Genomic DNA, 22,924 nt, shown 5'->3' with positions numbered 1-22,924 from the left:
CAACCACAACATCACACGCTGGGATAACAATAATGAGTAATAACCCGCTGATTCCGCAAAGCAAACTGCCTAACCTGGGCACTACTATCTTCACGCAAATGAGTGCGCTGGCGCAGCAGCATCAGGCCATTAATCTCTCGCAGGGATTTCCTGATTTTGACGGTCCGCTCTTTTTGCAGGAGCGTCTGGCGTATCACGTCGCGCACGGTGCAAACCAGTATGCACCGATGACGGGCGTGCAGCCGCTGCGCGAAGCCATCGCGGATAAAACGGCAGACCTGTACGGCTACAAACCCGACGCGAATAGTGAAGTGACCATCACGGCGGGGGCCACAGAAGCGCTGTATGCCGCGATCACTGCGCTGGTGCGCCCAGGTGATGAGGTGATTTGTTTTGACCCGAGCTACGACAGCTATGCGCCTGCGGTTGAATTATCCGGCGGGGTGGTTAAACGTATCGCGCTGCAACCACCGTCTTTTCGCGTCGACTGGCAGGCTTTTAGTGCCTTACTCAGCGACCGTACCCGATTGGTTATCCTGAACACGCCACATAATCCTTCTGCCACCGTGTGGCATCAGGCCGATTTTGACGCGCTGTGGCAAGCAATTAAAGAACGCGAGATCTTTGTCATCAGCGACGAAGTTTATGAGCATATCTGTTTCGCCAGGCAAGGGCATGCCAGTGTGCTGGCACATTCAGAGCTGCGGGAACGCGCTGTTGCTGTTTCATCGTTTGGTAAGACCTACCATATGACCGGCTGGAAGATTGGCTACTGCGTTGCGCCAGCAGCCATTAGCTCTGAGTTACGCAAGGTACACCAGTATCTGACGTTTTCTGTCAACACGCCGGCTCAGTTGGCACTGGCGGATATGCTACGAGAAGATCCTGCACACTATCGCGAGTTGCCTGCGTTTTATCAGAAAAAACGCGACGTGTTGGTGAACGCGCTGCGTGACAGCCGACTGGAAATTCTGCCGTGTGAAGGCACGTATTTTCTGCTGGTCGATTACAGCGCCGTTTCCACGCTTAACGACGTGGAATTTTGCCAGTGGCTGACCACTGAAGTGGGCGTTGCGGCGATACCGCTGTCGGTGTTTTGCGCCGATCCTTTCCCGCATAAACTGATTCGTCTCTGTTTTGCCAAGCAAGAATCGACGCTGTTAGCAGCAGCTGAACGTCTGGTGTCGCTGTAGCTATTTCACCGTCCAGGCTTTGGAGAATCGACGGTCGGCGAACAACTCTTGCAGACCGTTGATTTGCTTCAGGCGTAACACCTCGTCGTTGTCCATGCCGAGATCCTTGCTAATTCTTTCTTCACTCCATCCCAGTTGCGATAGCTCGCGGACAATCTCGGACATGGCGTGGATTTGATGACGCCCACGGGCGCGGTTGTGGCGAATGGTCGCCGCCATACGCTCTTGGCGTTCTCGTTCTAAACAGGCAACCGGCAGGTATCCTTTAAGCCTGGGCCTCAGTGAGGCTTTGGCTTTACCTAACTCGTGGCGGTGGAAACCGTCGACAATTTCGTATTCCTCTGCCGTTGAGTGAACCACCACAATGGGCTGTGTAAACCCGTCTGCTTCAAGGGACTTCAGCAGCAGCTTTTTCTCCGGTGGCGCAACGTTATTGGGGTTGTAGTCATTGGGTGAAATGTGATCATTTTTAACCCAAAGTACGCAATCTACGGGTTCCTTGCGAAAGGGACTGACGCTGTGTATCGCCCGCCTGAATTCATTGATGGCTTCAATTCGTTCTTCTTCTGACAGGCCAGAAAGAAAGCCGAGGAGTTCGTGAGTTAGTCGGTGTTGCATAAGATTCCCCATTCCTGGCGTTTTGTTTTCATACGTTCGTTATAGCGTTGGTAGTTTTTGGGTTTCGTTGGACTGAATGAAAGTGCCCGACACCAGTAATCATTATTCAACAGGACTTTGCAGATACGTCGCCATGAAGGAATATCTTTCGAACCAATATCGCCTTCCTGAGTTTGCGGGATATTATCCATGCCTTTTTTCTTATACCACTGCAAATAGACGGCGATTTTATTGCGGTAATGCTCTGCGGTAGTCTCCGGCATGCTGTTCAATAGCAGCATGGCATATTCCTGCCAGCTTAAATGCTCTGGTTTAAGTATTTTCCGATGACCGTAAAAATGGTTGTCATGACCGGCATAAATCCCCCCGCTTTTAACACCGCTGACACGGGCGCACATAGCCGCCCAGCGCTCGGGTTCAATGACATGATATAGCCATAATCCCTGACGCTGTTCCGGGCCAAAGGGTTCGCAAATGCGCATATATCGTGTCGGGACCCCGGCCTGGTACATCAGATTATACAGGGGGTTACACGGCAATTTTGACTTCGCAAACCACGTCCAGATGTCGGCTGTTTTCCAGTCATACAGCGGGTAAATATACCAGGTGTGTCCACCAGGTGCTGCAGTCGTCCACGGCTTGTCATCGGCAAAACGCTGCTTTTGCGAGTTGGCAATGGCAACAAAGCGGTTATATGACTCATCGGCGCGGATGCCCACCATCATGGCAGCCGGTCGTTTCTGCGAAAACCAGTCAGCGAACTCACGAACAAATTGTTCAAAGGTCATGCCGGGTTGATAGAAGGAGAAATATTCAGGATCGGTTATGGCATCTGCGGGCGGCTGGCGAACCCATTGCGTACCCGGCTCCCAACACTGCCATTCGGGTTGAAATTGTGACAGTGAATTCTGCGTCGTCAGCGGTAATGCCACCCAATAGAAATTTTCGATGACATCGGAATAACTCTCGCGCAGCGCCTGGATATAATCGATAGTGCAGGAAAACTGCGCCTCCCAGTCGATAAACAAGACGTTTATTTTTTTCTGTAACTGGCGGGCAATGGCGGCGGTTAGATGTAACATCAGCCCCGAATCTTTACCTCCAGAGAAAGAAACGCAAATGCGTGGCAGAGCCTCAAGCGTCCAGGCGATACGATCCTGTGCGGCTTCGAGAACGTTTTGATTCAATGGTATTTTATAAACAGACATATCAAGACCATATCAGAGATTTTTATTGTTTGTATTAATAAGAGATGCACATTATTACGATATGCCAATTTATATAGTATGCAATATTTAAATATATATTTAATTTATATGTGTTGCCTTGTTACATTCTGAAAATGAATTAAATGTACTGATGAGAAGTTGCAATACGATTTACAGACTTTCTGAGGAGATTTGATTTATATATGCAGCGAATGCTTTGTTGTTAAGCGACGCCCTGTTATACATTAAAAATAGCTGGACGCTGGGTAGATTAAAGTCAACACTAATCTCTTTGAGATTAAGTGCAGTCGCATAGTGATCGTACATTAATTTAGGAATCAGGCCAATAATATCCGTGCTGGAAATAATATTAACGATTGATGTCAGAGAATCACTACTAAATCCAATCTTACGATTAACAAAAAAAGTATTGGCTTGTGATTGACATTCTTTAATACCTTTCTCTTCGGTGAGTAAGAAGGTGAATTGCTCTTGCATAATTTGTTGCAGGGTGCTTGAGTCATTCATTCTGGGATGGTCTTTTCTACAAATCAAAACACTCTCGATAGTCTTAAAAGGGATGCAAACGACGGAACGGTTATGGACCGGCATCATCGTAACCACCATGTCGGCCTTGCGGTAAGCCAGTATGTTTTCAGCAGTTTCTGCCGACATTAAGATATCGTGATGTTCCACTTCAATATCTGAATCTTGTACCAGAGCATGAATTAATGTCGTCACATTTACGGTGGTTGTAAGTTGTGGGCTGTAAATAATGAATTTATTTTTCAGCTGGGCACCATGCATGATGCTTATTGTTTGCTCCAGGTGATTCAGGTTTTGCTCAAGATGATGATGAAGATTAATACCCGTCACCGTGGGCGTAATACCTTTGCCGGAGCGAATAAATAAAGGGTCGTTAAACTGCGTACGCAGTCGTTGCAATGACTGACTTACAGCTGATGGCGTGATGTACAGCGTTTCTGCAGCCTTGCTGATGCTCAAATGTTGATATATGCATTCAAATATAATCAACAGGTTGAGATCGAACTTTTTGAGGTCATAGAGGTTAGCCATGCGTACCTTCCTGTGATGGTAATGTAGTGAAAAATTCAATTGTGGAATAGTTTAAATGGTAGTTATTCTTGAAATTTATGTTTGTGTGCTTAATGAATAATTAACTTTAGCTAAAATAGCACAAGTTGCGTAATTTTCAGCAGGAAAGTTAATTTAAATGAGTGATTGATATGAGAACGATAACAATCACTCATCTTGTTACTTTTATTTATTTCCCATGATAATGTTTAATTTTTCTTTATCCGGTAAGCCTACTTCCTGTTGTAACGTATCGTCTTTACTCATGTAATAGATAGCCGGCGTTACATTGGCCCCCAAATCATCCATCAACTTTTGGTTGATATTCAGTAACTTCATTTGCTCCGCAGGGATCGAAGCCGGGATTTCCAGCTTCATTTTCCCACCGGATGCCTCATAGTCATGCCAGGTTTTGGCCGGATCTTTGGTTGCCAGAATTGCAGCGGCGGTGGCCGGACTTTCAGGTTTAATTACGCCAACCAATAATGTACGCAACTGAACTTTACCGGATTCTACCCACGGACGCGCCTGCTGCCAGAACTGTTTACAATAGGGACAGAAGGGATCGGCAAACACGTACACAATAACCGGTGCCTCTTTTTTCCCGTCCAGAATCCACGACGCTTTTTCCATTCGCTGCCACATTTCACGTCCGGCAGGGGCATAGATCTCTTTTTCTATGAGCGAATTACTGAGGTTTTCGCCTTTTTCATTATACATGTAGCCGGAGATGGCATGTTTACCGTCAGGCGTGACATAGATAGTGACCCCCATGTCCTGGTATTTTCCCAGATAGCCTTTCATTCCACCCGGAGCATCGAAAGGCTTCAGGATGGTAATGCCCTGTTTCTCAATAGCTTTAACGGGAGCAGGCAGTTCTTCGGCATGCACCACGGCAGGGAGCAGGGTTAAAAGTAAGGTACGTTTAAACATTGATTTTCCTTATAAAATCAGCAGGAAAGGGGGCTTAATTGCAAAACCTATCGCAGCCATAGGTAAGATCGACGGTCCGTCGATTGCCCTTTCTTGAGTTGGGTGATGTAATCCCAATCGCTGTTACGACCTTTGTTAAGGTAATGTAGAGCGCAACACATAGCCAGCCCTGCTGGCACTGACGTTACCTGCGGGTAGCTCGGGTAATGAGGCTCCCTGCATAGGGGGCCTTTTTTACTTTTGTCTTTTAGGTTCGATTGAGTAGGTTGTTAGTTAACGCTTATTGATTTGATAAAGGAAACGCATTAGCCCTGCTAAGAGATTTTCGTTAACTTATCTCTCAACGAAAACACGGAGGAAGTACAGATGTCTTTGATTAATACCAAAATTAAACCTTTCAAAAACCAGGCGTTCAAAAACGGTGAGTTCATCGAAGTAACCGAGAAAGATACCGAAGGTCGCTGGAGCGTCTTCTTCTTCTACCCGGCTGACTTTACTTTCGTATGCCCGACCGAACTGGGTGACGTTGCAGACCATTACGAAGAACTGCAGAAACTGGGCGTAGATGTGTATTCCGTATCTACTGATACCCACTTCACCCACAAAGCGTGGCACAGCAGCTCTGAGACCATCGCTAAAATCAAATACGCGATGATCGGTGACCCGACTGGCGCCCTGACCCGTAACTTCGACAACATGCGTGAAGATGAAGGTCTGGCTGACCGCGCAACCTTCGTTGTTGACCCGCAGGGTATCATCCAGGCAATCGAAGTTACTGCTGAAGGTATCGGCCGTGATGCATCTGACCTGCTGCGTAAAATTAAAGCTGCACAGTATGTCGCTTCTCACCCAGGTGAAGTTTGCCCGGCGAAATGGAAAGAAGGTGAAGCAACCTTAGCTCCATCTCTGGACCTGGTTGGTAAGATTTAAGTCGCATAATTTGTAGGCCGGATAAACGTAGTGCATCCGGCATTCCACAGGCGCAAATCTGCGCCTGTTTTATTCCAGCACCATGACGCAAGTTGCATTAATGCAGTCCCGCAAAATCGGCTTGCATGATGATGTTTTCAGAGAGGGAAGAATAATGCTCGACACAAATATGAAAACCCAGCTCAGGGCTTATCTTGAGAAACTGACCAAACCTGTTGAGCTGATTGCTACGCTGGATGACAGCGCTAAATCGGCAGAAATCAAGGAACTGCTGACTGAAATTGCTGAACTGTCAGAAAAAGTCACCTTTAAAGAAGACAATACTCTGGCGGTGCGTAAGCCATCGTTCCTGATTACCAATCCCGGTTCTCACCAGGGACCGCGTTTTGCCGGTTCTCCGCTGGGTCATGAGTTTACCTCTCTGGTGCTGGCTCTGCTGTGGACCGGCGGTCACCCGTCAAAAGAGGCACAGGCGTTGCTGGAGCAGATCCGCGATCTCGACGGTGATTTTGAATTTGAAACCTATTATTCGCTCTCCTGCCACAACTGCCCGGACGTAGTGCAGGCGTTGAACCTGATGTCGGTACTGAACCCACGTATCAAACATACGGCGATTGACGGCGGTACATTCCAGAACGAAATCACCGATCGTAACGTGATGGGCGTTCCGGCGGTATTTATGAACGGCAAAGAGTTCGGCCAGGGTCGTATGACGCTGACTGAGATCGTGGCGAAAGTGGATACCGGCGCAGAAAAACGTGCGGCTGAAGAACTGAATAAGCGCGATGCTTATGACGTGTTGATTGTCGGTTCTGGTCCTGCGGGGGCGGCGGCAGCGGTGTACTCTGCACGTAAAGGCATTCGCACCGGTCTGATGGGCGAACGTTTTGGCGGTCAGGTTCTTGATACCGTTGATATTGAAAACTACATCTCAGTACCGAAAACTGAAGGTCAGAAACTGGCAGGTGCGCTGAAAGCACACGTTGATGATTATGATGTCGATGTGATCGACAGCCAGAGCGCAAGCAAACTGATCCCGGCAGCGCAGGAAGGCGGTTTGCATCAGATTGAAACAGCCTCCGGCGCGGTGCTGAAAGCACGTAGCATTATCATCGCCACCGGCGCGAAATGGCGCAACATGAACGTTCCGGGTGAAGATCAGTATCGCACCAAAGGTGTAACCTATTGCCCGCACTGTGATGGTCCGCTGTTTAAAGGTAAGCGTGTTGCGGTAATTGGCGGCGGTAACTCCGGCGTTGAAGCGGCTATCGACCTGGCAGGTATTGTTGAACATGTGACGCTGCTGGAGTTTGCTCCTGAAATGAAGGCAGACCAGGTGCTGCAGAATAAGCTTCGCAGCCTGAAAAATATCGACATCATTCTGAACGCGCAAACGACAGAAGTGAAAGGCGATGGCAGCAAGGTCACTGGCCTGGAGTATCGTGACCGCGTGAGCGGGGATGTTCACAATGTGGAACTGGCCGGTATCTTTGTACAGATTGGTCTGCTGCCGAACACCAACTGGCTGGAAGGCGCCGTTGAACGTAATCGCATGGGTGAAATCATCATCGATGCCAAGTGCGAAACCAGCGTGAAAGGTGTTTTCGCTGCCGGTGACTGCACCACCGTACCGTATAAGCAGATTATCATCGCGACCGGTGAAGGCGCGAAGGCCTCGTTGAGTTCGTTTGATTATCTGATTCGCACGACAGTAGCATAAAAAGAGTAAGACTCACCTGCAATGCCAAAACCGCCAGTCATCCGCTGGCGGTTTTTTATTTCCATATACTCACATTGTCAATTCTTGAAACAATAAACCGTATAAAACATTCACTTAATTAGCCTGATCATTATTTTCATCAAAGAAAGAGAGGGCGTTATCTTTATTATATTAACCTGCATTATTTTTTCATTTGTTGTGTGAATAAATGGTTGGTTAATTCATGGGTGAAATATATGAAACCCTGACGATCTTTGAATCGACAGGGTTATTATTACGTGATTTTTTTATTTCTCACGATAGTTGCACGCTGAAAGCGGCTTATTCAGCTTTAGATACAAATGCCTCGGCGCTAACAGAGCAGGAGTGGTTGGAAGCGGAGTACGACTTCAATGCGCTGTTTGTCGGACCGCAGAAGCTAAAGGCCGCTCCGTTTGCCTCAGTTTATCTTGAAGAAGATGCCCTTGTAATGGGTAAATCAACCCTTAGCATTCGGGAATTCATGGCAAATATAGGGTTATCTATAAGTGTCGTGAATAATATTCCGGATGATCATATTTCCTGTGTATTGGAATTGGCGGTTTTATTATCAGCTAATGCCAGAGCATCGTCAGAATACCAGGTGACCCTTACTCGATATGCCTCTGAGTATGTCGCGGTGTGGGTGCCCGAGTATATAGAAAAAATAAATATAAATGCACAAACCGCCACGTTGAAAAACGTTGCTGGAAGATTGTCTTCTTGGCTTGATGAATTAAAAACGAGAGTATCAATATGAGTAATGAACCGGGAGTTCTGAACAGACGTTCATTTTTGAAAGGGTTGATTGCCCTTGGCACGGTCGCAGCCCTGCCAGGGGGATTGCTGACTTCACGTTGTGCATTGGCGCAACCGCCCATTCCATTTAACCCCAAAACCTACAAAATCTATCGTAACGCCTGTCCGCGTAACTGCTATGACACTTGTAGCCTGAAAACCTGGGTGAAGGATGACGTCATCACCTTTGTGGAGGGTGCGCCTGAGTCAACTTTTACGCATGGAACTCCGTGTGTGAAGGGACTGAGCTACCCGCGTCGGGTATACAGCCCGGATCGCATTAAATATCCGATGGTTCAGGATGTTCGCGGCAGCGGGAACTGGCGTCGTATTTCCTGGGACGAAGCAATGCAGCGCATTGCGACCAAGATGCTGGAGATTAAAAAGAAAGACGGTTCAATGCTGGGTCTGGCGATGACCAAATATTCCGGCAAATTTGGGGTATTGAACTATGCGGTTGAAGGGATGATGTCTTCGCTGGGTTACACCACGCGTTTTGCCGGAACACCTTGCTGGCCAGCCGGTATCGATGCCCAGAACTACGATATGGGTGATATGTGGTGTAACGACCCGGAAGATTTTGTGAAAGCAAAATACATCATTATCTGGGGCGCTAACCCGGCCTGGTGCTCTATGCACACCATGAAGTATATCTACCAGGCGCGGGAGAAAGGGGCGAAAGTGGTCGTTATCGATCCGCTGTTAACCCAGACCGCTGCGAAAGCCGATCTCTATTTACGCGTTCGTCCAGGTTCTGATGGTGCGCTGGCGCTGGGTATGGCACGTCATTTGGTGGATAAAGGTCTGGTGGACCAGGATTTCGTCAACAACTATTCCCATGGTTACCCGGAATTCGAAGCCTATCTGCGCAACAGCGTTACCGTAGAGTGGGCGTCTGAGATTTGCGGGCTGTCGGCGGATGTTATTCGCCAGTTGGCGGAAGAATTTACCGCGGTTAACCCTGCTACCGTGTGGATTGGCTACGGCATGCAGCGTCATGTTAACGGCGGCGCTAACGTACGGGCGATCGATGCCTTTGTGGCAATGACCGGCAATATTGGCATTGAAGGCGGCGGCGCTCGCTACGGTCATCTGCATACCTGGGGCTTTAACTACAACGCCATGCTGCAGAAGCCACCGGTAGGCTCCATCGGTATGCCAGGTGCGGCGGGAACTACCAGCGAGTTTGGTTCTGCGGGGGAAGTCGCACAGTATTCCGATCGCTCATTGAATATCAACCAGACCGCCAAGGGAATTCTGGAAGCCAACGAGCCGCCTGTCCGAATGCTTTGGGTTGCCTGTAAGAACCCGTTTGCTCAGGATTTTGATCGCAGCAAGATGGAAAAAGCATTCGAAAAACTGGAAATGGTGGTCTGTGCCGATCAGTTCTTTAACGAGACCGTCCAGCATGCCGATATCGTTTTGCCTGTCACCACGGCCTTTGAAGAGTGGAACGTAGACGCCTCATATTGGCACTACTGGCTCTCAATCAACCAGCCTGCAATTAAGCCAATGTACGAGGCAAAATGCGATCTGGAAATCGCCGTTTTACTTTCCCACACAATCAACAAGCTGGAGCCGGGTTCTTGCACATTCCCGCAGGAGTTCAATCATAAGCGTTGGCTGGACCAGGAATTCAATGACGGAATGGCCAAAATGTTTGGCATCTCCTCCTGGGATGACTTACTGGATGGCCCGAAAAAAGCCATTTTGCCGAGTTCTGCGGCCTGGTATGACCGCAAATTTAAAACCCCCTCAGGAAAGTTTGAGTTCAGATCTGAGCTGTGTGAGAAAAATGGTCATACGGCGCTGCCGGAATACAAACCGGAGGCGAAAAGCACGCTGCCATTCCACTTGTTTACACCGCATGTGCAGTTCGGTATCCATTCCCAATTTATCAACCTTGACTGGATGCAGGTCTTCTATCCGGAGCCGTTTGTCTATATGCATCCGATTTCCGCAGAAAAAAGAGGCATTGCCGAAAACGACCTGGTGAAAGTGTTTAACACCGTAGGTGAAGTAGAACTGCGTGCGAAGGTGACCGCTAACGTTCCGGAAGATTTCCTGGTGATGTACGAGGCGTGGTTCCCGAAACGGAAATACAACGTTCAAAACGTGGTGGCAGATACCCCAGCCGATATGGGGTTGATGAAAACCGGTGCGCCAGGTGCGGCTATCCACAGTCAGTTTGCGGACATCATTTTGATCAGTAAAGGAGCAGCGGCATGAGACGCGCGTTTTTAGTTAATAGCGATAAATGCATCGGCTGCCGTGGCTGTGCAATGGCGTGTAAGAGTTTTAACCAGTTGGAACCTGAACGTTTCTGGCGCTATGTCTACCCGCTGGATAAAGAAATTTATCCGCATGAAGAGCGGGCGTTCTATTCGCTGGCCTGTAACCACTGCGAAAACCCGGCCTGTCTGGCGGCGTGTCCGGTAGAGGCGTACACCAAGCGTGAAGATGGTGTCGTGGTGCATAACCCGGAGCGCTGTATTGGATGCAAAAACTGTATCCGCAACTGCCCATACGGTGCGCCGCGTTTTAATGAGGAGACGAAGAAAGCGGAAAAATGCAGCATGTGCTACGAGCGCCTTGATGTTGGTATGCAACCGGCTTGCGTGAATGCCTGTCCGGTAGGTGCGCTGACGCTTATCGATCTGGATGCCGATCCTATACCTGACAATGCCGTACAGTATCCGCCGGGATTCCCGCGTATGCCGCAGCTTAATCCTGGCACGCGTTTTATCCTTGCGCGTCAGCCGAAGCAGCCGGAGGGCAAGTAATGGAAAAGTATGAACTTCCGCTGGTTATTTTTACCGTATTGAGCCAGATGTCGGTTGGGATCACGCTCATTCTGACGCTACGCACGCTGCAAGGAAAACTGGAAAGCAAACGCCTGTACTGGCTGGTAAGTGGGCTGGTTCTGGCGGTGGCGTCCGTTGCAGCGATCCTGCACCTTGCGCATCCGGATCGCGCCTACGATGCCCTGATTAACCTGCAGCACGCCTGGCTGAGCCGTGAAATTCTTGGCGCAACCTTATACGGTGCGGCGGTCGGGGTGACGTTTTTGGCAAAAGGGCACAAAGCGCCAGCTGTTCTGGCCTCTGTTCTCGGTATCGCGCTGGTGGCGGTGCAGGGGATGACCTATGCTGCCCCGGCAATGGTGGCGATAGCCAACGGTCTGACAATGCTGTTGTTCTTTATCACGGTGTGGGTGATGGGGTGTGCGGCGATTCCACTGCTTAACCTTGCACCTGCCGTTGCCGCATTGCGCCAGGGGATTGTTGTGTGTATGGCGGTCATGATCGCCGCGCCCATTATCTGGCTAAGCGGCGGCACTATCATGCAGATGACGGCGCATGCCTGGCTGACGTCGCCGCTTTATCTGGCGAGTCTGCTGTGTCTGGCGGTGGCCTTTGTGCTAAGCCGTCAGGGAGAGCGTCGCGCAAAAGCGATTTTTGTCCTGCTGTTTGTTGGCATATTCCTGAGTCGTCTGACGTTCTTTGGTGATACGATCAGCACCATCGTGAATATCGGTCATTTGTATTGATCGTGAGGTAATAAAAACCCCTGTCAGGCGTTAACCTGGCAGGGGTTTTCTTTAGCGAATCAGTGGCTGTTAACGAACAACCAGCACTGGCAAAGTCGCGTGGCGGACAACGCTGGAAGCGTTTGAGCCGAGCAGATGGGTGCTGATTGATGGGTTACGCGACCCAATGACAACGACATCTGCATTCAACTCTTCACCCAACTCGTTGACCACGTCACGGACGCTGCCAAAGCGGACGTGTTGCTTAATACGGGAAGGATCGATGCTGAAGTGACCGACCATCGTTTGCAGACGGGTTTCCGCTTCGTGTTGCAGATGCTCTTCAAAACGACGAACGTCAGCGGCAAAGCGATGCAGACTTAGGCTCGCTGAGCCTGGCAGCACATGCAGCAGATGGATAACCCCTTTATCCTGGGCCAGAAATTCTGCATGGCGAATAGCCTTGTCGCTCAGTTCCATTTCGAATACATCAACAGGCATTATGATTGTGTTGTACATAAACATTCTCCTTGTCATTACATGAACACATAACAGCATAGTATTAAAAATGATTCTGTCAGTCACGACACAGATTTATGTTTTGCGAACATGAAAGAAAGCGAGGAGCAGGGAGATCTAACCGGAAAGAGGATGCGGATGCATCCCCTGTAAGATAAAGCGAGTGGCTTTGATAAGACAGAGTTAGCGCAGGTAGTCGCCTGCAGCTTCAGGCTGGTACTCAAGCTCAATAACTTCGAGGTGCGTTGAGGTCCCGCCTGGCAGTTCCCAGTGAATGGTATCACCAACGCGCAGCCCCAAAAGTGCAGCGCCGACAGGTGCCATTACCGAAAGCTGTGTGCTGCTGTCAGTCATAGTGGCCGGATACACCAGGGTACGCACACGGACTTCGCCATCACTCAGATTGCGGAATTTCACGCGGCTGTTCATGGTCACGACATCGTGCGGCATGGTTTCTGGAGAACACATTTGGGCACGATCCAGCTCGGCGTTAAGGGCGTCGGCAATCGGTAAACCAGCAAACGCAGGTTGCTCCAACAGGCGGTCAATGCGTTCCGCATCGAGGTCGTTAATGATGATAGTTGGTCTGGACATTTATTACTCCATGTCGTCGATACTGCGGGTGCGCAGGTAAATAATCCCAAAAGAAAACCCTCACCGTCAGGCGGCAAGGGTTTAGCTTTTATGATGATACTGAGACTTACCCCATGTTTGAAGTGATTTAGTTCACATTCAGGCAAATCATCAATATTGTCGCGTATGGTGTGATTTTAGCCGAAAAACGTGATCGTTCTCCAATTTGCATTATGCTTTTTAAGCGCTCGCTGCGGGCGCGTCAAACAACTCAGTGTTCCGCGACAGGAGATCTCATGAGCCAGTACGACAAACTTACTTTGAAAGACGGCAGCTATTTGCATTTTAAAGACTGGGGAAGTGGACAGCCCATTGTCTTCAGTCATGGTTGGCCGCTGACGGCAGATGCGTTTGAGGATCAGATGTTGTTCCTCGGGTCGAAAGGATTTCGTGTGATCGCCCATGACAGGCGTGGCCATGGGCGTTCGGCCCAACCCTGGGATGGTCACAATATGGATCAGTATGCTGACGATCTGGCTGAACTTACCGCGCATCTCAATCTTAAAGATGCCGTCCATGTCGGACACTCTACCGGCGGTGGGGAAGTGGCTCGTTATATTGGCCGGCATGGGACGCAGCGGGTGGCAAAAGCGGTGTTAATTGGCGCGGTGACGCCCATCATGATCAAGACTGACTTTAATCCAAATGGCGTGCCGAAAGAGGTATTTGATGGCATCCGTGAGGGGGTTGTGAACGATCGCGCCGCCTTTTTCTATGAATTGACCGCTGCATTCTATGGCTACAACCGTCCTGGCGCAAAAGAGTCGAAAGCCGTCAGGGAAAGTTTTGTTGAACAGGGTTTACAAGGTTCCATCAAAGCGTTGTACGACTGTATTCACGCGTTTTCGGAAACAGATCTGCGTGAGGACCTCAAAAAGATGACCATCCCGACGCTGGTGATCCACGGTGATGACGATCAGATTGTCCCGTTTGAAACCTGCGGAAAGATCGCGGCGGAAATACTGCCTGATTCGCAGTTGAAGGTATATGTCGGCGGCTCGCATGGCATTTGCACCACCCATAAACAACAGATCAACGGTGACCTGCTCAACTTTATTCAGTCGTAATCGTTGGCAGATTGTTCTACGCTGATCTTCTTTTTCCAGGGGGATGAGCGAAGCATAATTTGTGCTGCGCTGACGTTAACTTCAACAGGGAACACTATGTATTTCTATCAACCGTCACAGGGACACGGCTTACCGCATGACCCGCTAAATGCCATCATTGGACCGCGCCCGATTGGCTGGATTGCGTCGTGTGACGGCAATGGTCGGCACAATCTGGCACCATACAGTTTCTTTAACTGTTTTAACTATCATCCGCCGATTATCGGTTTCGCTAGCAGCGGCTGGAAAGACAGCGTGCAGAATATTATCGAAACCGGTGAATTTGTCTGGAACCTGACGACTCTTGAGCTGGCCACTGCGATGAACGAAACGTCAGCCAGCTTGCCGCACGGTGAGGACGAGTTTTTTGCCGCCGGGCTTAGTAAAGCAGATAGCCGGATAGTCAACGTGCCGCGCGTGGCGCAAAGCCCGGTCAATTTTGAGTGTCGCTTATCGCAAAGCCTGCAACTGACTACCGCTGATGGCTCACCGGTTGATACCTGGCTGGTATTGGGGGAAGTGGTGGGCATCCACATTGATGAAACACTCCTGGAAGACGGCATCTATCAGACGGCGAAAGCGAAGCCGGTACTGCGTGCAGGTGGGCCAACGGCGTATTATTCGATCAGTGAAACACACCGTTTTGATTTAGTTCGCCCGGATGCACGAGCAAAACGCTGAGCTTACGGACCGACGCCAGCTTGCAGCGTCGGTCGCAAGTTTCAATATCCCACTTTGTCGATAATAAACTGTTTACCGCAGCTACCCGGATGCGGTTGCGGTAAGAATGACTGTGCAGATAACGTCTGGTTGATGTTGTCGGCTTTCAGGGATAACTGGATCTCAGTGAGATACGCCGGATTGCCGTGGCAGCTTAGCTTCACAGCTTTGACGTTCTCTTTGCCCCAGCTTTTGGCAACTGCGGCGTCAAATGCGTTACGGCTGACAGTTTTGCCGTAGTTTTCCGCCAGGAATTTGCCCACCTCGCTGTTCTTAACCTCATTATTCAGCCGTACCATCGTGCCAAAGTACGCGTCGGGATCAAAACCGAAACACGCGCCATGTTTGGCATACTCGTAACGTTCCAGACAGGATCTCCCTCCAGCGCCGGGCATTACGGCGCTGAGTTTTGCTGCGCTTTCCAGCGACAGCCCGGTTTCGGGGGCCGCGCATTTACGGCTGGCACGTGCTTCAGGCAGGTTGGGAATAGGGCGAGTCGCGCAGCCAAAACGCATCCAGCGGCGGTTGTCGACTCCACGGGCGGCAATGGATTTAGGCAGGCTGGGCCATAAACCGTGAACGGTCAGGAAATCCGCTTTGTCTGCGCTCTCTTTTTGTAAACGACATTCGTCAGGCTCCTGACGATTACGCTCGTGTTGGCTCTGACAAAATCCGGTTTGCCAGGAGAGGGCCAGCACGTAGCTGTCAAAATCAGTGTATTGTTTTGCCTGAAGTTCATCGGCCTGAGCTGCAGAAACTGGCAGCAGAAGCGCTGCCAGTAATGAAGAATAACGCCATGTTGATGTCATGATGATTTCGGATACTTATATAAATTCTGAATATCATCTATTTAATCATAAAAAATGCCAGTCAGGTTTAGCTGACTGGCATCATTTTCATCAGGTGTGAACCGAAATGATTAGCTCCACATCGCCAGAATCGGCCAGCCGACCAGCAGAAGCATAGAGATGTAGATAACGCCGAAGATAGCACCCAGACGCCAGTAGTCTTTGGACTTCACATAACCACAGCCGTAGATGATAACGCCAGGGCCTGTTGCATATGGAGTCAGACAGCCCATGATACCGATGGACAGTACCAGCAGGATACACAGGTGTTCCATCGGCACGCCCGGGATACCTTTACCGACAGCCAGAATAACCGGCAGCATGGTGGCAGTGTGTGCAGAAAGGCTGGCAAACAGGTAGTGAGCAAAGTAGAACACCAGCACCAGCACGATTACGGTCGCGTTAGGCGAGAAGCCTTCCAGGTGTGTGCTCATGGTGTTGGCGAACCAGTCGATGAAGCCTGAACGGGTTAAACCATTCGCCATAACGACCAGCGTGGCGAGGTTAACCAGGGTGTTCCATGCGCTGTTATAGCGGGTAATGTCTTTCCACGGTACCACGTGCAGCGCCAGCATCAGGGAGACAGCCAGCAAACCCACTGCGGTTGCATCAATCAGTTTACCACCGAAGACCCACAGGCCCAGGCTGAGCAGAACCAGACCGATCAGCGTTATCTCTTTACGGGTCAGTTTACCCATGCCTTTCAGTTCATCACCGGCCCATGCGGCAACTTCAGCACTGTGAGTGACCTCTGGTTTGTACAGAACGTATGACAACCACGGAGCAACGATCAGCAAAATAATACCGACCGGCAGGAAGCTGAGGAACCATTGCAGCCAGCTGATTTGAATACCGGCAATTTTGTTGACGAATTCCAGACCCAGTACGTTTGGCGCTGCGCCGGTCACGAACATAGAGGAGCTCAGGCTGGTACTGATTACCATCATCCACATCAGGTATCCGCCGATACGGCGCGCGGAAGGATCGTTCGGGAATGATTTAAACAGCGGCGGCAGGTTTTTGATAACCGGGAATACGGTACCACCGGTACGCGCGGTGTTAGACGGTGTAAACGGCGCCAGCAGAATGTCGATGATAACAATCGCATAGCCCAGCGTCAGGGTGCGTTTACCCATGAATTTCACCAGGAACAGCGCGATACGACGACCCAGACCGGTGACTTCATAACCCAGTGCGAAGATAAATGCACCAAACACCAACCACACGGTGGTGCTGGAGAAGCCCGCCAGACCCCATTTCAACGCTTGCTTACCCGCTTTAAATGCCGGGTCGGCCAGTTCTGAAGCATCAAACAGCAGATAGTTGCTGCCGATAACGCAGATCGTTACGGCGATAAAGCTGATCGCTGTTGCCGGAATTGGCTCGAGGATCATACCGACGATCATCGCCACAAACACGGCAAAGTAGTGCCAGGCCTGTGGAGGCATTCCATCAGGGACGGGGATAAGAAACATGACGCCCATTACGACCAATGGGGCCAGTAACTTCCATATTTTATCTTTTGCTAAAGACATGTGTGTGATTCTCCGGAAAGGATCTTTAATTGTGATAATGATGAACTTGTGAAATCTGAGCTAAGAACCAGGTGACGATCAGCAGATCGGCGCAGCCTCCGGGACTGAGGTTGCGTTCAATGCACTGTTGGTCGAACTGGTGTAGGTATTCGAGATCGGCAGGGGTACGAATCCCCCCTTGCTGCATCAGGGCGGTGGCCTGCTGCTGTAGCCAACGCAGACCTTCTGCGCCGCCACGTGAAGCCACGTTGGTGTCGCCGTTGATAGACATCAGCAGCAATAAAGTGTCGAGTAACGCCAGTTCAGGGTCGCGGCCCTGAGTCAGCAGTGCGCGGTAGTGCGGCAGGGCATGCTGGATGACTAGCGGGTATCCCGCTTCGGCTTCGCCCCGTGCGCCGGTTAGTCCCAGTTGCTGATAAAGACGTTGGCCTGCCGTGAGTTGTTGATTGTTCTGGCGCAGTTCGCGCTCGGTCAGACCACGGCAAAATGTTGCTGCCGTAGAGCAAATGGTTTCAGCGGTAACAGTTAGTTGGAGCTGGTGCAGGCGGCCAATGGCGGCGCACAGCAGGCCCAGAGAAAAGATGCTGCCTTTGTGGGTATTCACCCCAGCGGTGGCGCGAAACATATCAGCTTCGCAGGCCATGCCCAGCGGACGCAGTCCTTTCAATACATCCTCAGGCGACAGCTGTGCGCTAAACGCCCCATATTCAATAAAACGTGGCAGCCAGGCCTGAATAGCCTCGGCGCTGCGATGAAAATCTTCCAGCGCCATATCTTTATGCGCGCCGTTGTTAATACGATCTACCAGACCGGGTTTGGGTGACAGGTTGACTTCAGTCAGCATGGCGCGCCACGCGAGCGTTGCGTAAGCATCAGGCAGATCCAGAGGAAGGACTGCATTATTGGTTGATGTTGCGGGAATCGGCATCATGCAGCAGTGCCTCCATCTGAGTGAGTAAGTCGGAAAGTGCGTGGGTTTTACCCCGCGCACAGTCGGCAGCACTTTGCTCGCACAGCAGACAGCGGCGGGCAGGGAGTGCGAAATGACGCCGGGACAGAATTTCCCCTTCAGGGGTCAGGACATCGATGTCCCATAGCCGTCCCAGCGGGTGTGAATGCTCAAGTTCAATCGTGGCGAGCTTGAGGTCGTGGGCCGGAGCCTCAATAGACAAAAGACCTTCTGGACCGCTGGCAGAAACCAGCGCTGTTTGCTCCCTGACAATCCAGGCAGATTGTTCCGCCAGCGCGAGCAAGGCGGTTACGCCGTGATTAAAGATGCGACGGGTTAATGCGCTGTCTTTAATCGGACCCGGTGCAACCACGGTGAACGAGACCAGTGGCCCAGAGTGGCGTGTCAGCCAGTCCTGTTGCCTTGCTTGTCTCTTATCGCGGCTGGCGAGCAGCTCGGGAATCGAAACCGCGTGTTGGGTGGCGAGTTCAGGGAGCAGGTGCATGGCTTATTCCTTCACCTGATGCACAACGTCAATCACTGAACCGTCGCGATAACGCACAACGGCAATCACGCGGTCAGTGAATTCGATAGCGCGTGGCTGACCGGTGAGTTGCTGTGCACGTTCGCGCAGCCATTCAATGGACACCACTTTCATACCGGCTTCTTTCAGTCGTTCTGCCAGTTCCGGACGTGCAGGGTTGACGGCGATACCGTGGTCAGTGACCAGAATGTCAACGCTGGAGCCAGGGGTTACGCAGGTCAGCACGTTATCAACCAGCGTCGGGATGCGTCCGCGAACCAGCGGTGCGACGATGATGGAAAGCGCTGCGGCCACAGCCGTATCGCAGTGTCCGCCGGATGCGCCTCGCAGTACGCCGTCAGAACCGGTCAGTACGTTCACATTGAAGTTGGTGTCTACTTCTAATGCGCTCAGTACCACCACATCCAGACGGTCAACGGATGCGCCTTTTGAACCCCAGTTGGCATACTGGTTTGCACTGATTTCAATGTGGTTTGGGTTGCGGGCCAGAGATTCCGCGGCGTTACGGTCGAAGCTCTGCACGTCCAGCAGTTTGCGAATCAGGCCTTTTTCATGCAGATCCACGATGGTGGCGGTGATGCCGCCCAGCGCGAAGTCAGCACGGATATCGCGGCTGCGCATTTTGTCTTCCAGGAAACGCGTCACGGCCAGAGAAGCGCCGCCGGTGCCTGTCTGCAGTGAGAAGCCTTCATTGAAGTAGCCGGAGTTAGCAATGACCTCTGCCGCGCTACGCGCGATTAACAGTTCACGCGGGTTAGTGGTCATGCGGGTCGCATCAGCACCGATTTTGTCCGCATCGCCGACCTGATCGATCTGCACGATCAGATCTACCTGATCCTGTGTAATGCTGGCCGGGTTATGTGGATAGGTCAGCAGTTGTTCAGTCAGCAGGACAACCTGTTTCGCGTTTTCCGCGTCTACGCGGGCATAGCCCAGTGAGCCGCAGCATGCTTTACCGGTATAACCGTTGGCGTTACCAAACTGGTCGCAGGACGGTACGCCGAGGAACGCCACATCAATGCTGAGTTCGCCGCTTTGTACCAAGTGTACACGTCCACCGTGGGAGTGAATCTGTACCGGTTCGGCCAGCAGGCCACGGGAGATCTCTTCCGCCAGCGGGCCACGCAACCCGGAGGTATAAATACGGCTGACCACGCCCTGACGGATGTGCTCAACCAGCGGAGCATGGCAATCGCTCAGAGAGCTGGAGGCCAGCGTCAGATTTTTAAAGCCCATACTGGCGATGGCATCCATCACCAGATTAATGGTCAGATCGCCACCGCGAAAAGCGTGGTGGAAAGAGATGGTCATGCCATCCTGTAAACCTGAACGACGAATGGCGTCTTCCAGGTTAGCGCACAGCTTTTTGTCGCGCGGTTTTTGCGCCTGTAGTTCTACTTTTGCGGTGCTCTGATAAGCGGAAAGCTCACTTTCTGCATGACGGCTCCAGGTCGCCACGCGATCCTGGCGTTGAGACTGTTCGATTTTCTGCGTCATTTTTTTGCCTTATTCTTCGCGAATGCCGGAAAGTTCTGCACGGGAGATAACCAGAAGGGCGCGCTCGATAACCGGGCTGTCGACCATTTTGCCGTTCAGGGAAACCACTCCACGACCTTCGCGGGCAGCGGCTTCAGCGGCTTCTACGACCAAACGGGCGTGAGCCAGCTCTTTGCGCGTCGGGGCGTACAAGTTATGCAGGAGTTCGATCTGGCGCGGGTTGATGAGCGACTTGCCGTCAAAACCCAACTGCTTGATGTGTGCGGCTTCGTGCAGGAAACCTGCTTCGTTGTTGGCATCGGAATACACGGTGTCGAACGCCTGAATACCGGCAGAACGTGCAGCCTGCAAAATAGAGCAGCGGGCAAACAGCAGTTCAGTACCCTCCGGCGAGCGTTCAGTGCGCAGGTTACGCACATAATCTTCAGCACCCAGAGCAATACCGATCAGGCGCTCGGAAGCGTGGGCAATTTCTACCGCACGGGTAATGCCTAACGGCGACTCAATGGCGGCTAACAGGCCGGTGCTGCCGGGTTCACGGCCACAGGCGTTCTCGATGCGCAGAATTTCACTTTCGATGTCGATGACATCCTGCGCGGTATCGGTCTTCGGTAAACGTACGATGTCAGCACCGCCGCGTACCACGGCTTCAAGGTCGTTGATGCCCCATTCGGAGTCGAGGGCGTTTACACGCACGATGGTTTCAACGTCGTGATACAACGGATGCTGCAGCGCGTGGTACACCATGCGGCGAGCGGTATCTTTTTCACGCAACGCGACGGAGTCTTCCAGGTCGAACATCAGTGCATCTGCCGGGTAGATGAACGAGTTGCTGACCATGGCGGCATTGGCACCCGGTACGAACAACATGCTGCGGCGAGTACGGGTTTTACGTTGTTGTAAAGATGCGGAAATCACTGGCAATCCTCCCATGGCAGTGCCGGAATACCGCCAGCGCGGGCCAGTAGTGCTTCCAGTCGCGCACGTAAAATGCAGTCCAGTGCGCCTTTATCATCAACATTCAATTGCACGCCGCGTACGTTGTAGCGGGACAGAACGTCCAGGATGGTGGTCCGAATGGCATCACCGAACTGTTTTTCGACGCTACTGTTAACCTGCAGGTCAATATCCTGCGAATCGAGTGGGGCGATGCGAATCATCACATCACCGGACTCGAGTGTGCCTGCGACGGCTGCCTGGTTTATTTTCATTTTTCACCTGTTGCTAATGCGGGGGTATTTTGGCGGACTGCCGCACCCGATGAGGCTCGTTCAACCATGCTTTGCAGATAGTGCAGCGTGGCGTCAGGGACCAGGGATGCGATAGCCGTGAGATCTTTTTTAACCAGCAGCTTGCGCACCCAGGAGGCGGAAATCGGCATCTCCTGGAAGCACAGCCGCTCAATTTCCACCAGTTCAATCGGTGGGGCGGGAAGCGTTGGGGTCTCCAGCCAGTAGCGCATATCGTTGTTGTACTGGGAGGTGACGGTGCAATACGGCTCGGTACCGACGAAACGATGTGTAACGCCGAGAGCCGGTGCCAGGTACTGGCGGAAGATTTTCAGGTCTATTTCGGTGTAGCAGTGGTTAATAACGCTCTGCTCTTTGATGAAGTAGCACGGGAACGTGGCGCGGGAAATGATGTATTCCGAACCGCGATGCACGGTTAAACGTGGAATATCTTTTGTCCCTTTAAGCACCAGATCCAACCGGTCTTCATACGGAAACCGTGAGGTATCCTCTTTGACCAAAAACAGATGCAGCCAGTCACATTGTGCGGCCGCCTGTTGGATCAGAAAACGATGTCCGTTGGTGAAGGGGTTGGCGTTCATGACGATGCAACCAATTTTTTTCCCTTCACGACGCTGTTTTGCCAGAGATTCAGCGTAACGTTTCAGACGCGTGGTGCTGTTTTCCATCAGCACCATAATGCCGGGAACGCTGGTCAGCGTAGAAAAGCCACACTGTTTAAACAGCGATTCGTACTCGGTTTTGGTATAGATGAAGAGGTGCGTACAGTGGCGCTCATAGGCGAGGTTGATTAACTCGGTCGCCAGCGTCAGCGCTAAGCCTTCGCCCCGTACGGATTCGCAGATGGCGACACATTTAATAATATTCCCAGCGATACCGCCGCAGGCAATCAGGCGGTCGTCACGGGTGACGGTGATAAATACTTCGACGGTGGTGTCAACGCTCAAATCATTCTCTTTCAGAAATTGCGTGATAGCCGCCATCTTTTTATTTTCTGAGCGTTTAACTTGCGTGAATATATTATTACCGAACATAGTGAATAGAGCCCCGATGCTATATTTGTTACTGGGTTTCTGTTTTTGTTGCTCTGCTTAGCAACCTGATAACGTTTTGTTTGCAATTGAAGGGAATGGTTTTTTATTACGGAGTATTTCTTTTTTTCCCTGCTGCATACATCGTAAGGGGTATTTTGGAGGTAATTTTTGATTTATTTCACAATAAGTTAGAAGGTTTTAATGTGTTTTATGGTTTTAAGTTTTTTAATTAATTTAACCTCGAAAT

Annotated in this window: 23 protein-coding genes; 9 read left to right on the top strand and 14 right to left on the bottom strand. The window is 51.0% G+C overall.

The window, feature by feature from the left end:
- Positions 1 to 32: 32 nt before the first annotated feature.
- Positions 33 to 1,193, top strand: a complete 1,161-nt coding sequence (locus OGV57_RS14600) for a pyridoxal phosphate-dependent aminotransferase (RefSeq protein WP_003847429.1) — start codon at positions 33 to 35, stop codon at positions 1,191 to 1,193.
- Here OGV57_RS14600 and OGV57_RS14595 read toward each other — a convergent pair whose 3' ends face one another.
- The 4 genes from OGV57_RS14595 to dsbG form a co-directional block, all read right to left on the bottom strand.
- On the bottom strand, positions 1,194 to 1,811 hold the full coding sequence (locus OGV57_RS14595; protein WP_003847426.1) for an IbrB-like domain-containing protein: 618 nt from the start codon (positions 1,809 to 1,811) through the stop codon (positions 1,194 to 1,196).
- On the bottom strand, positions 1,796 to 3,019 hold the full coding sequence (locus tag OGV57_RS14590) for a phosphoadenosine phosphosulfate reductase (protein ID WP_003835626.1): 1,224 nt from the start codon (positions 3,017 to 3,019) through the stop codon (positions 1,796 to 1,798). The genes OGV57_RS14595 and OGV57_RS14590 overlap by 16 nt, the downstream gene beginning before the upstream one ends.
- Positions 3,020 to 3,190: 171 nt before the next feature.
- The gene (gene citR, locus OGV57_RS14585) at positions 3,191 to 4,096 is read right to left on the bottom strand and encodes a DNA-binding transcriptional repressor CitR (protein WP_003835623.1); all 906 of its coding nucleotides are present in this window, start codon (positions 4,094 to 4,096) and stop codon (positions 3,191 to 3,193) included.
- Between the two features lie 204 nt (positions 4,097 to 4,300).
- Positions 4,301 to 5,047 (bottom strand): thiol:disulfide interchange protein DsbG, encoded by a 747-nt coding sequence (gene dsbG / locus OGV57_RS14580; RefSeq protein WP_054528181.1) that lies wholly within the window; start codon positions 5,045 to 5,047, stop codon positions 4,301 to 4,303.
- A 366-nt stretch (positions 5,048 to 5,413) separates the two neighbouring features.
- Here dsbG and ahpC point away from each other — a divergent pair, with 366 nt between their 5' ends.
- The 6 genes from ahpC (at position 5,414) to OGV57_RS14550 (ending at position 12,063) form a co-directional block, all read left to right on the top strand.
- Entirely contained in the window at positions 5,414 to 5,977 is a 564-nt protein-coding gene (ahpC, locus tag OGV57_RS14575) for an alkyl hydroperoxide reductase subunit C (RefSeq protein WP_002894394.1), read from the top strand.
- A 154-nt stretch (positions 5,978 to 6,131) separates the two neighbouring features.
- Positions 6,132 to 7,697: an alkyl hydroperoxide reductase subunit F gene (gene ahpF / locus OGV57_RS14570; protein ID WP_054528182.1), complete on the top strand. Its 1,566-nt coding sequence runs from the start codon at positions 6,132 to 6,134 to the stop codon at positions 7,695 to 7,697.
- Between the two features lie 223 nt (positions 7,698 to 7,920).
- Positions 7,921 to 8,475, top strand: a complete 555-nt coding sequence (locus OGV57_RS14565; RefSeq protein WP_003847419.1) for a TorD/DmsD family molecular chaperone — start codon at positions 7,921 to 7,923, stop codon at positions 8,473 to 8,475.
- Complete coding sequence (locus OGV57_RS14560) at positions 8,472 to 10,742, top strand: molybdopterin-dependent oxidoreductase (protein WP_054528183.1); 2,271 nt, start codon at positions 8,472 to 8,474, stop codon at positions 10,740 to 10,742. Before OGV57_RS14565 ends, OGV57_RS14560 begins: the two co-directional genes overlap by 4 nt.
- Complete coding sequence (locus OGV57_RS14555) at positions 10,739 to 11,296, top strand: 4Fe-4S dicluster domain-containing protein (protein ID WP_003022094.1); 558 nt, start codon at positions 10,739 to 10,741, stop codon at positions 11,294 to 11,296. The genes OGV57_RS14560 and OGV57_RS14555 overlap by 4 nt, the downstream gene beginning before the upstream one ends.
- Positions 11,296 to 12,063, top strand: a complete 768-nt coding sequence (locus OGV57_RS14550; protein ID WP_003847417.1) for a dimethyl sulfoxide reductase anchor subunit family protein — start codon at positions 11,296 to 11,298, stop codon at positions 12,061 to 12,063. Before OGV57_RS14555 ends, OGV57_RS14550 begins: the two co-directional genes overlap by 1 nt.
- Before the next feature lie 69 nt (positions 12,064 to 12,132).
- Here OGV57_RS14550 and uspG read toward each other — a convergent pair whose 3' ends face one another.
- Together uspG and rnk are read right to left on the bottom strand one after the other, a co-directional pair.
- Positions 12,133 to 12,561, bottom strand: a complete 429-nt coding sequence (gene uspG / locus OGV57_RS14545; RefSeq protein WP_003022101.1) for a universal stress protein UspG — start codon at positions 12,559 to 12,561, stop codon at positions 12,133 to 12,135.
- A 183-nt stretch (positions 12,562 to 12,744) separates the two neighbouring features.
- Positions 12,745 to 13,155, bottom strand: a complete 411-nt coding sequence (rnk, locus tag OGV57_RS14540; RefSeq protein WP_003022104.1) for a nucleoside diphosphate kinase regulator — start codon at positions 13,153 to 13,155, stop codon at positions 12,745 to 12,747.
- Between the two features lie 275 nt (positions 13,156 to 13,430).
- Here rnk and OGV57_RS14535 point away from each other — a divergent pair, with 275 nt between their 5' ends.
- Together OGV57_RS14535 and OGV57_RS14530 are read left to right on the top strand one after the other, a co-directional pair.
- Positions 13,431 to 14,261, top strand: a complete 831-nt coding sequence (locus tag OGV57_RS14535; RefSeq protein ID WP_044712726.1) for an alpha/beta fold hydrolase — start codon at positions 13,431 to 13,433, stop codon at positions 14,259 to 14,261.
- A gap of 96 nt (positions 14,262 to 14,357) precedes the next feature.
- Positions 14,358 to 14,981: a flavin reductase family protein gene (locus tag OGV57_RS14530; RefSeq protein ID WP_003835608.1), complete on the top strand. Its 624-nt coding sequence runs from the start codon at positions 14,358 to 14,360 to the stop codon at positions 14,979 to 14,981.
- A 41-nt stretch (positions 14,982 to 15,022) separates the two neighbouring features.
- On the opposite strand, the gene rna is transcribed toward OGV57_RS14530, so the two are convergent.
- From rna to citC, 8 genes are all read right to left on the bottom strand, one after another.
- Positions 15,023 to 15,829, bottom strand: a complete 807-nt coding sequence (gene rna, locus OGV57_RS14525) for a ribonuclease I (protein WP_032948793.1) — start codon at positions 15,827 to 15,829, stop codon at positions 15,023 to 15,025.
- Positions 15,830 to 15,939: 110 nt separating this feature from the next.
- Positions 15,940 to 17,403 carry a citrate/succinate antiporter CitT gene (gene citT, locus OGV57_RS14520; RefSeq protein ID WP_003022114.1) on the bottom strand — a complete coding sequence of 488 codons (1,464 nt, stop codon included), beginning with the start codon at positions 17,401 to 17,403 and terminating at the stop codon, positions 15,940 to 15,942.
- A gap of 25 nt (positions 17,404 to 17,428) precedes the next feature.
- A complete protein-coding gene (citG, locus tag OGV57_RS14515; protein WP_003835603.1) occupies positions 17,429 to 18,334 on the bottom strand; it encodes a triphosphoribosyl-dephospho-CoA synthase CitG in 906 nt (301 codons plus the stop codon).
- A complete protein-coding gene (gene citX / locus OGV57_RS14510; protein WP_054528184.1) occupies positions 18,303 to 18,857 on the bottom strand; it encodes a citrate lyase holo-[acyl-carrier protein] synthase in 555 nt (184 codons plus the stop codon). The genes citG and citX overlap by 32 nt, the downstream gene beginning before the upstream one ends.
- Positions 18,858 to 18,860: 3 nt before the next feature.
- Complete coding sequence (gene citF, locus OGV57_RS14505) at positions 18,861 to 20,393, bottom strand: citrate lyase subunit alpha (RefSeq protein ID WP_003022120.1); 1,533 nt, start codon at positions 20,391 to 20,393, stop codon at positions 18,861 to 18,863.
- Between the two features lie 9 nt (positions 20,394 to 20,402).
- Positions 20,403 to 21,311, bottom strand: coding sequence for an aldolase/citrate lyase family protein (locus OGV57_RS14500; RefSeq protein ID WP_003022123.1), 909 nt, complete (start codon positions 21,309 to 21,311; stop codon positions 20,403 to 20,405).
- On the bottom strand, positions 21,308 to 21,604 hold the full coding sequence (gene citD / locus OGV57_RS14495) for a citrate lyase acyl carrier protein (protein ID WP_003022125.1): 297 nt from the start codon (positions 21,602 to 21,604) through the stop codon (positions 21,308 to 21,310). Before citD ends, OGV57_RS14500 begins: the two co-directional genes overlap by 4 nt.
- Positions 21,601 to 22,677 carry a [citrate (pro-3S)-lyase] ligase gene (gene citC, locus OGV57_RS14490; protein ID WP_003022129.1) on the bottom strand — a complete coding sequence of 359 codons (1,077 nt, stop codon included), beginning with the start codon at positions 22,675 to 22,677 and terminating at the stop codon, positions 21,601 to 21,603. Before citC ends, citD begins: the two co-directional genes overlap by 4 nt.
- Positions 22,678 to 22,924: the final 247 nt, after the last annotated feature.

The organism is Citrobacter sp. Cf087 (genome assembly GCF_030334285.1).
In the GTDB taxonomy this organism is placed as follows: domain Bacteria; phylum Pseudomonadota; class Gammaproteobacteria; order Enterobacterales; family Enterobacteriaceae; genus Citrobacter; species Citrobacter freundii.
The sequence above is the reverse complement of the archived record's forward strand: the minus strand, read 5'-3'. Positions and strand labels throughout refer to the sequence as shown.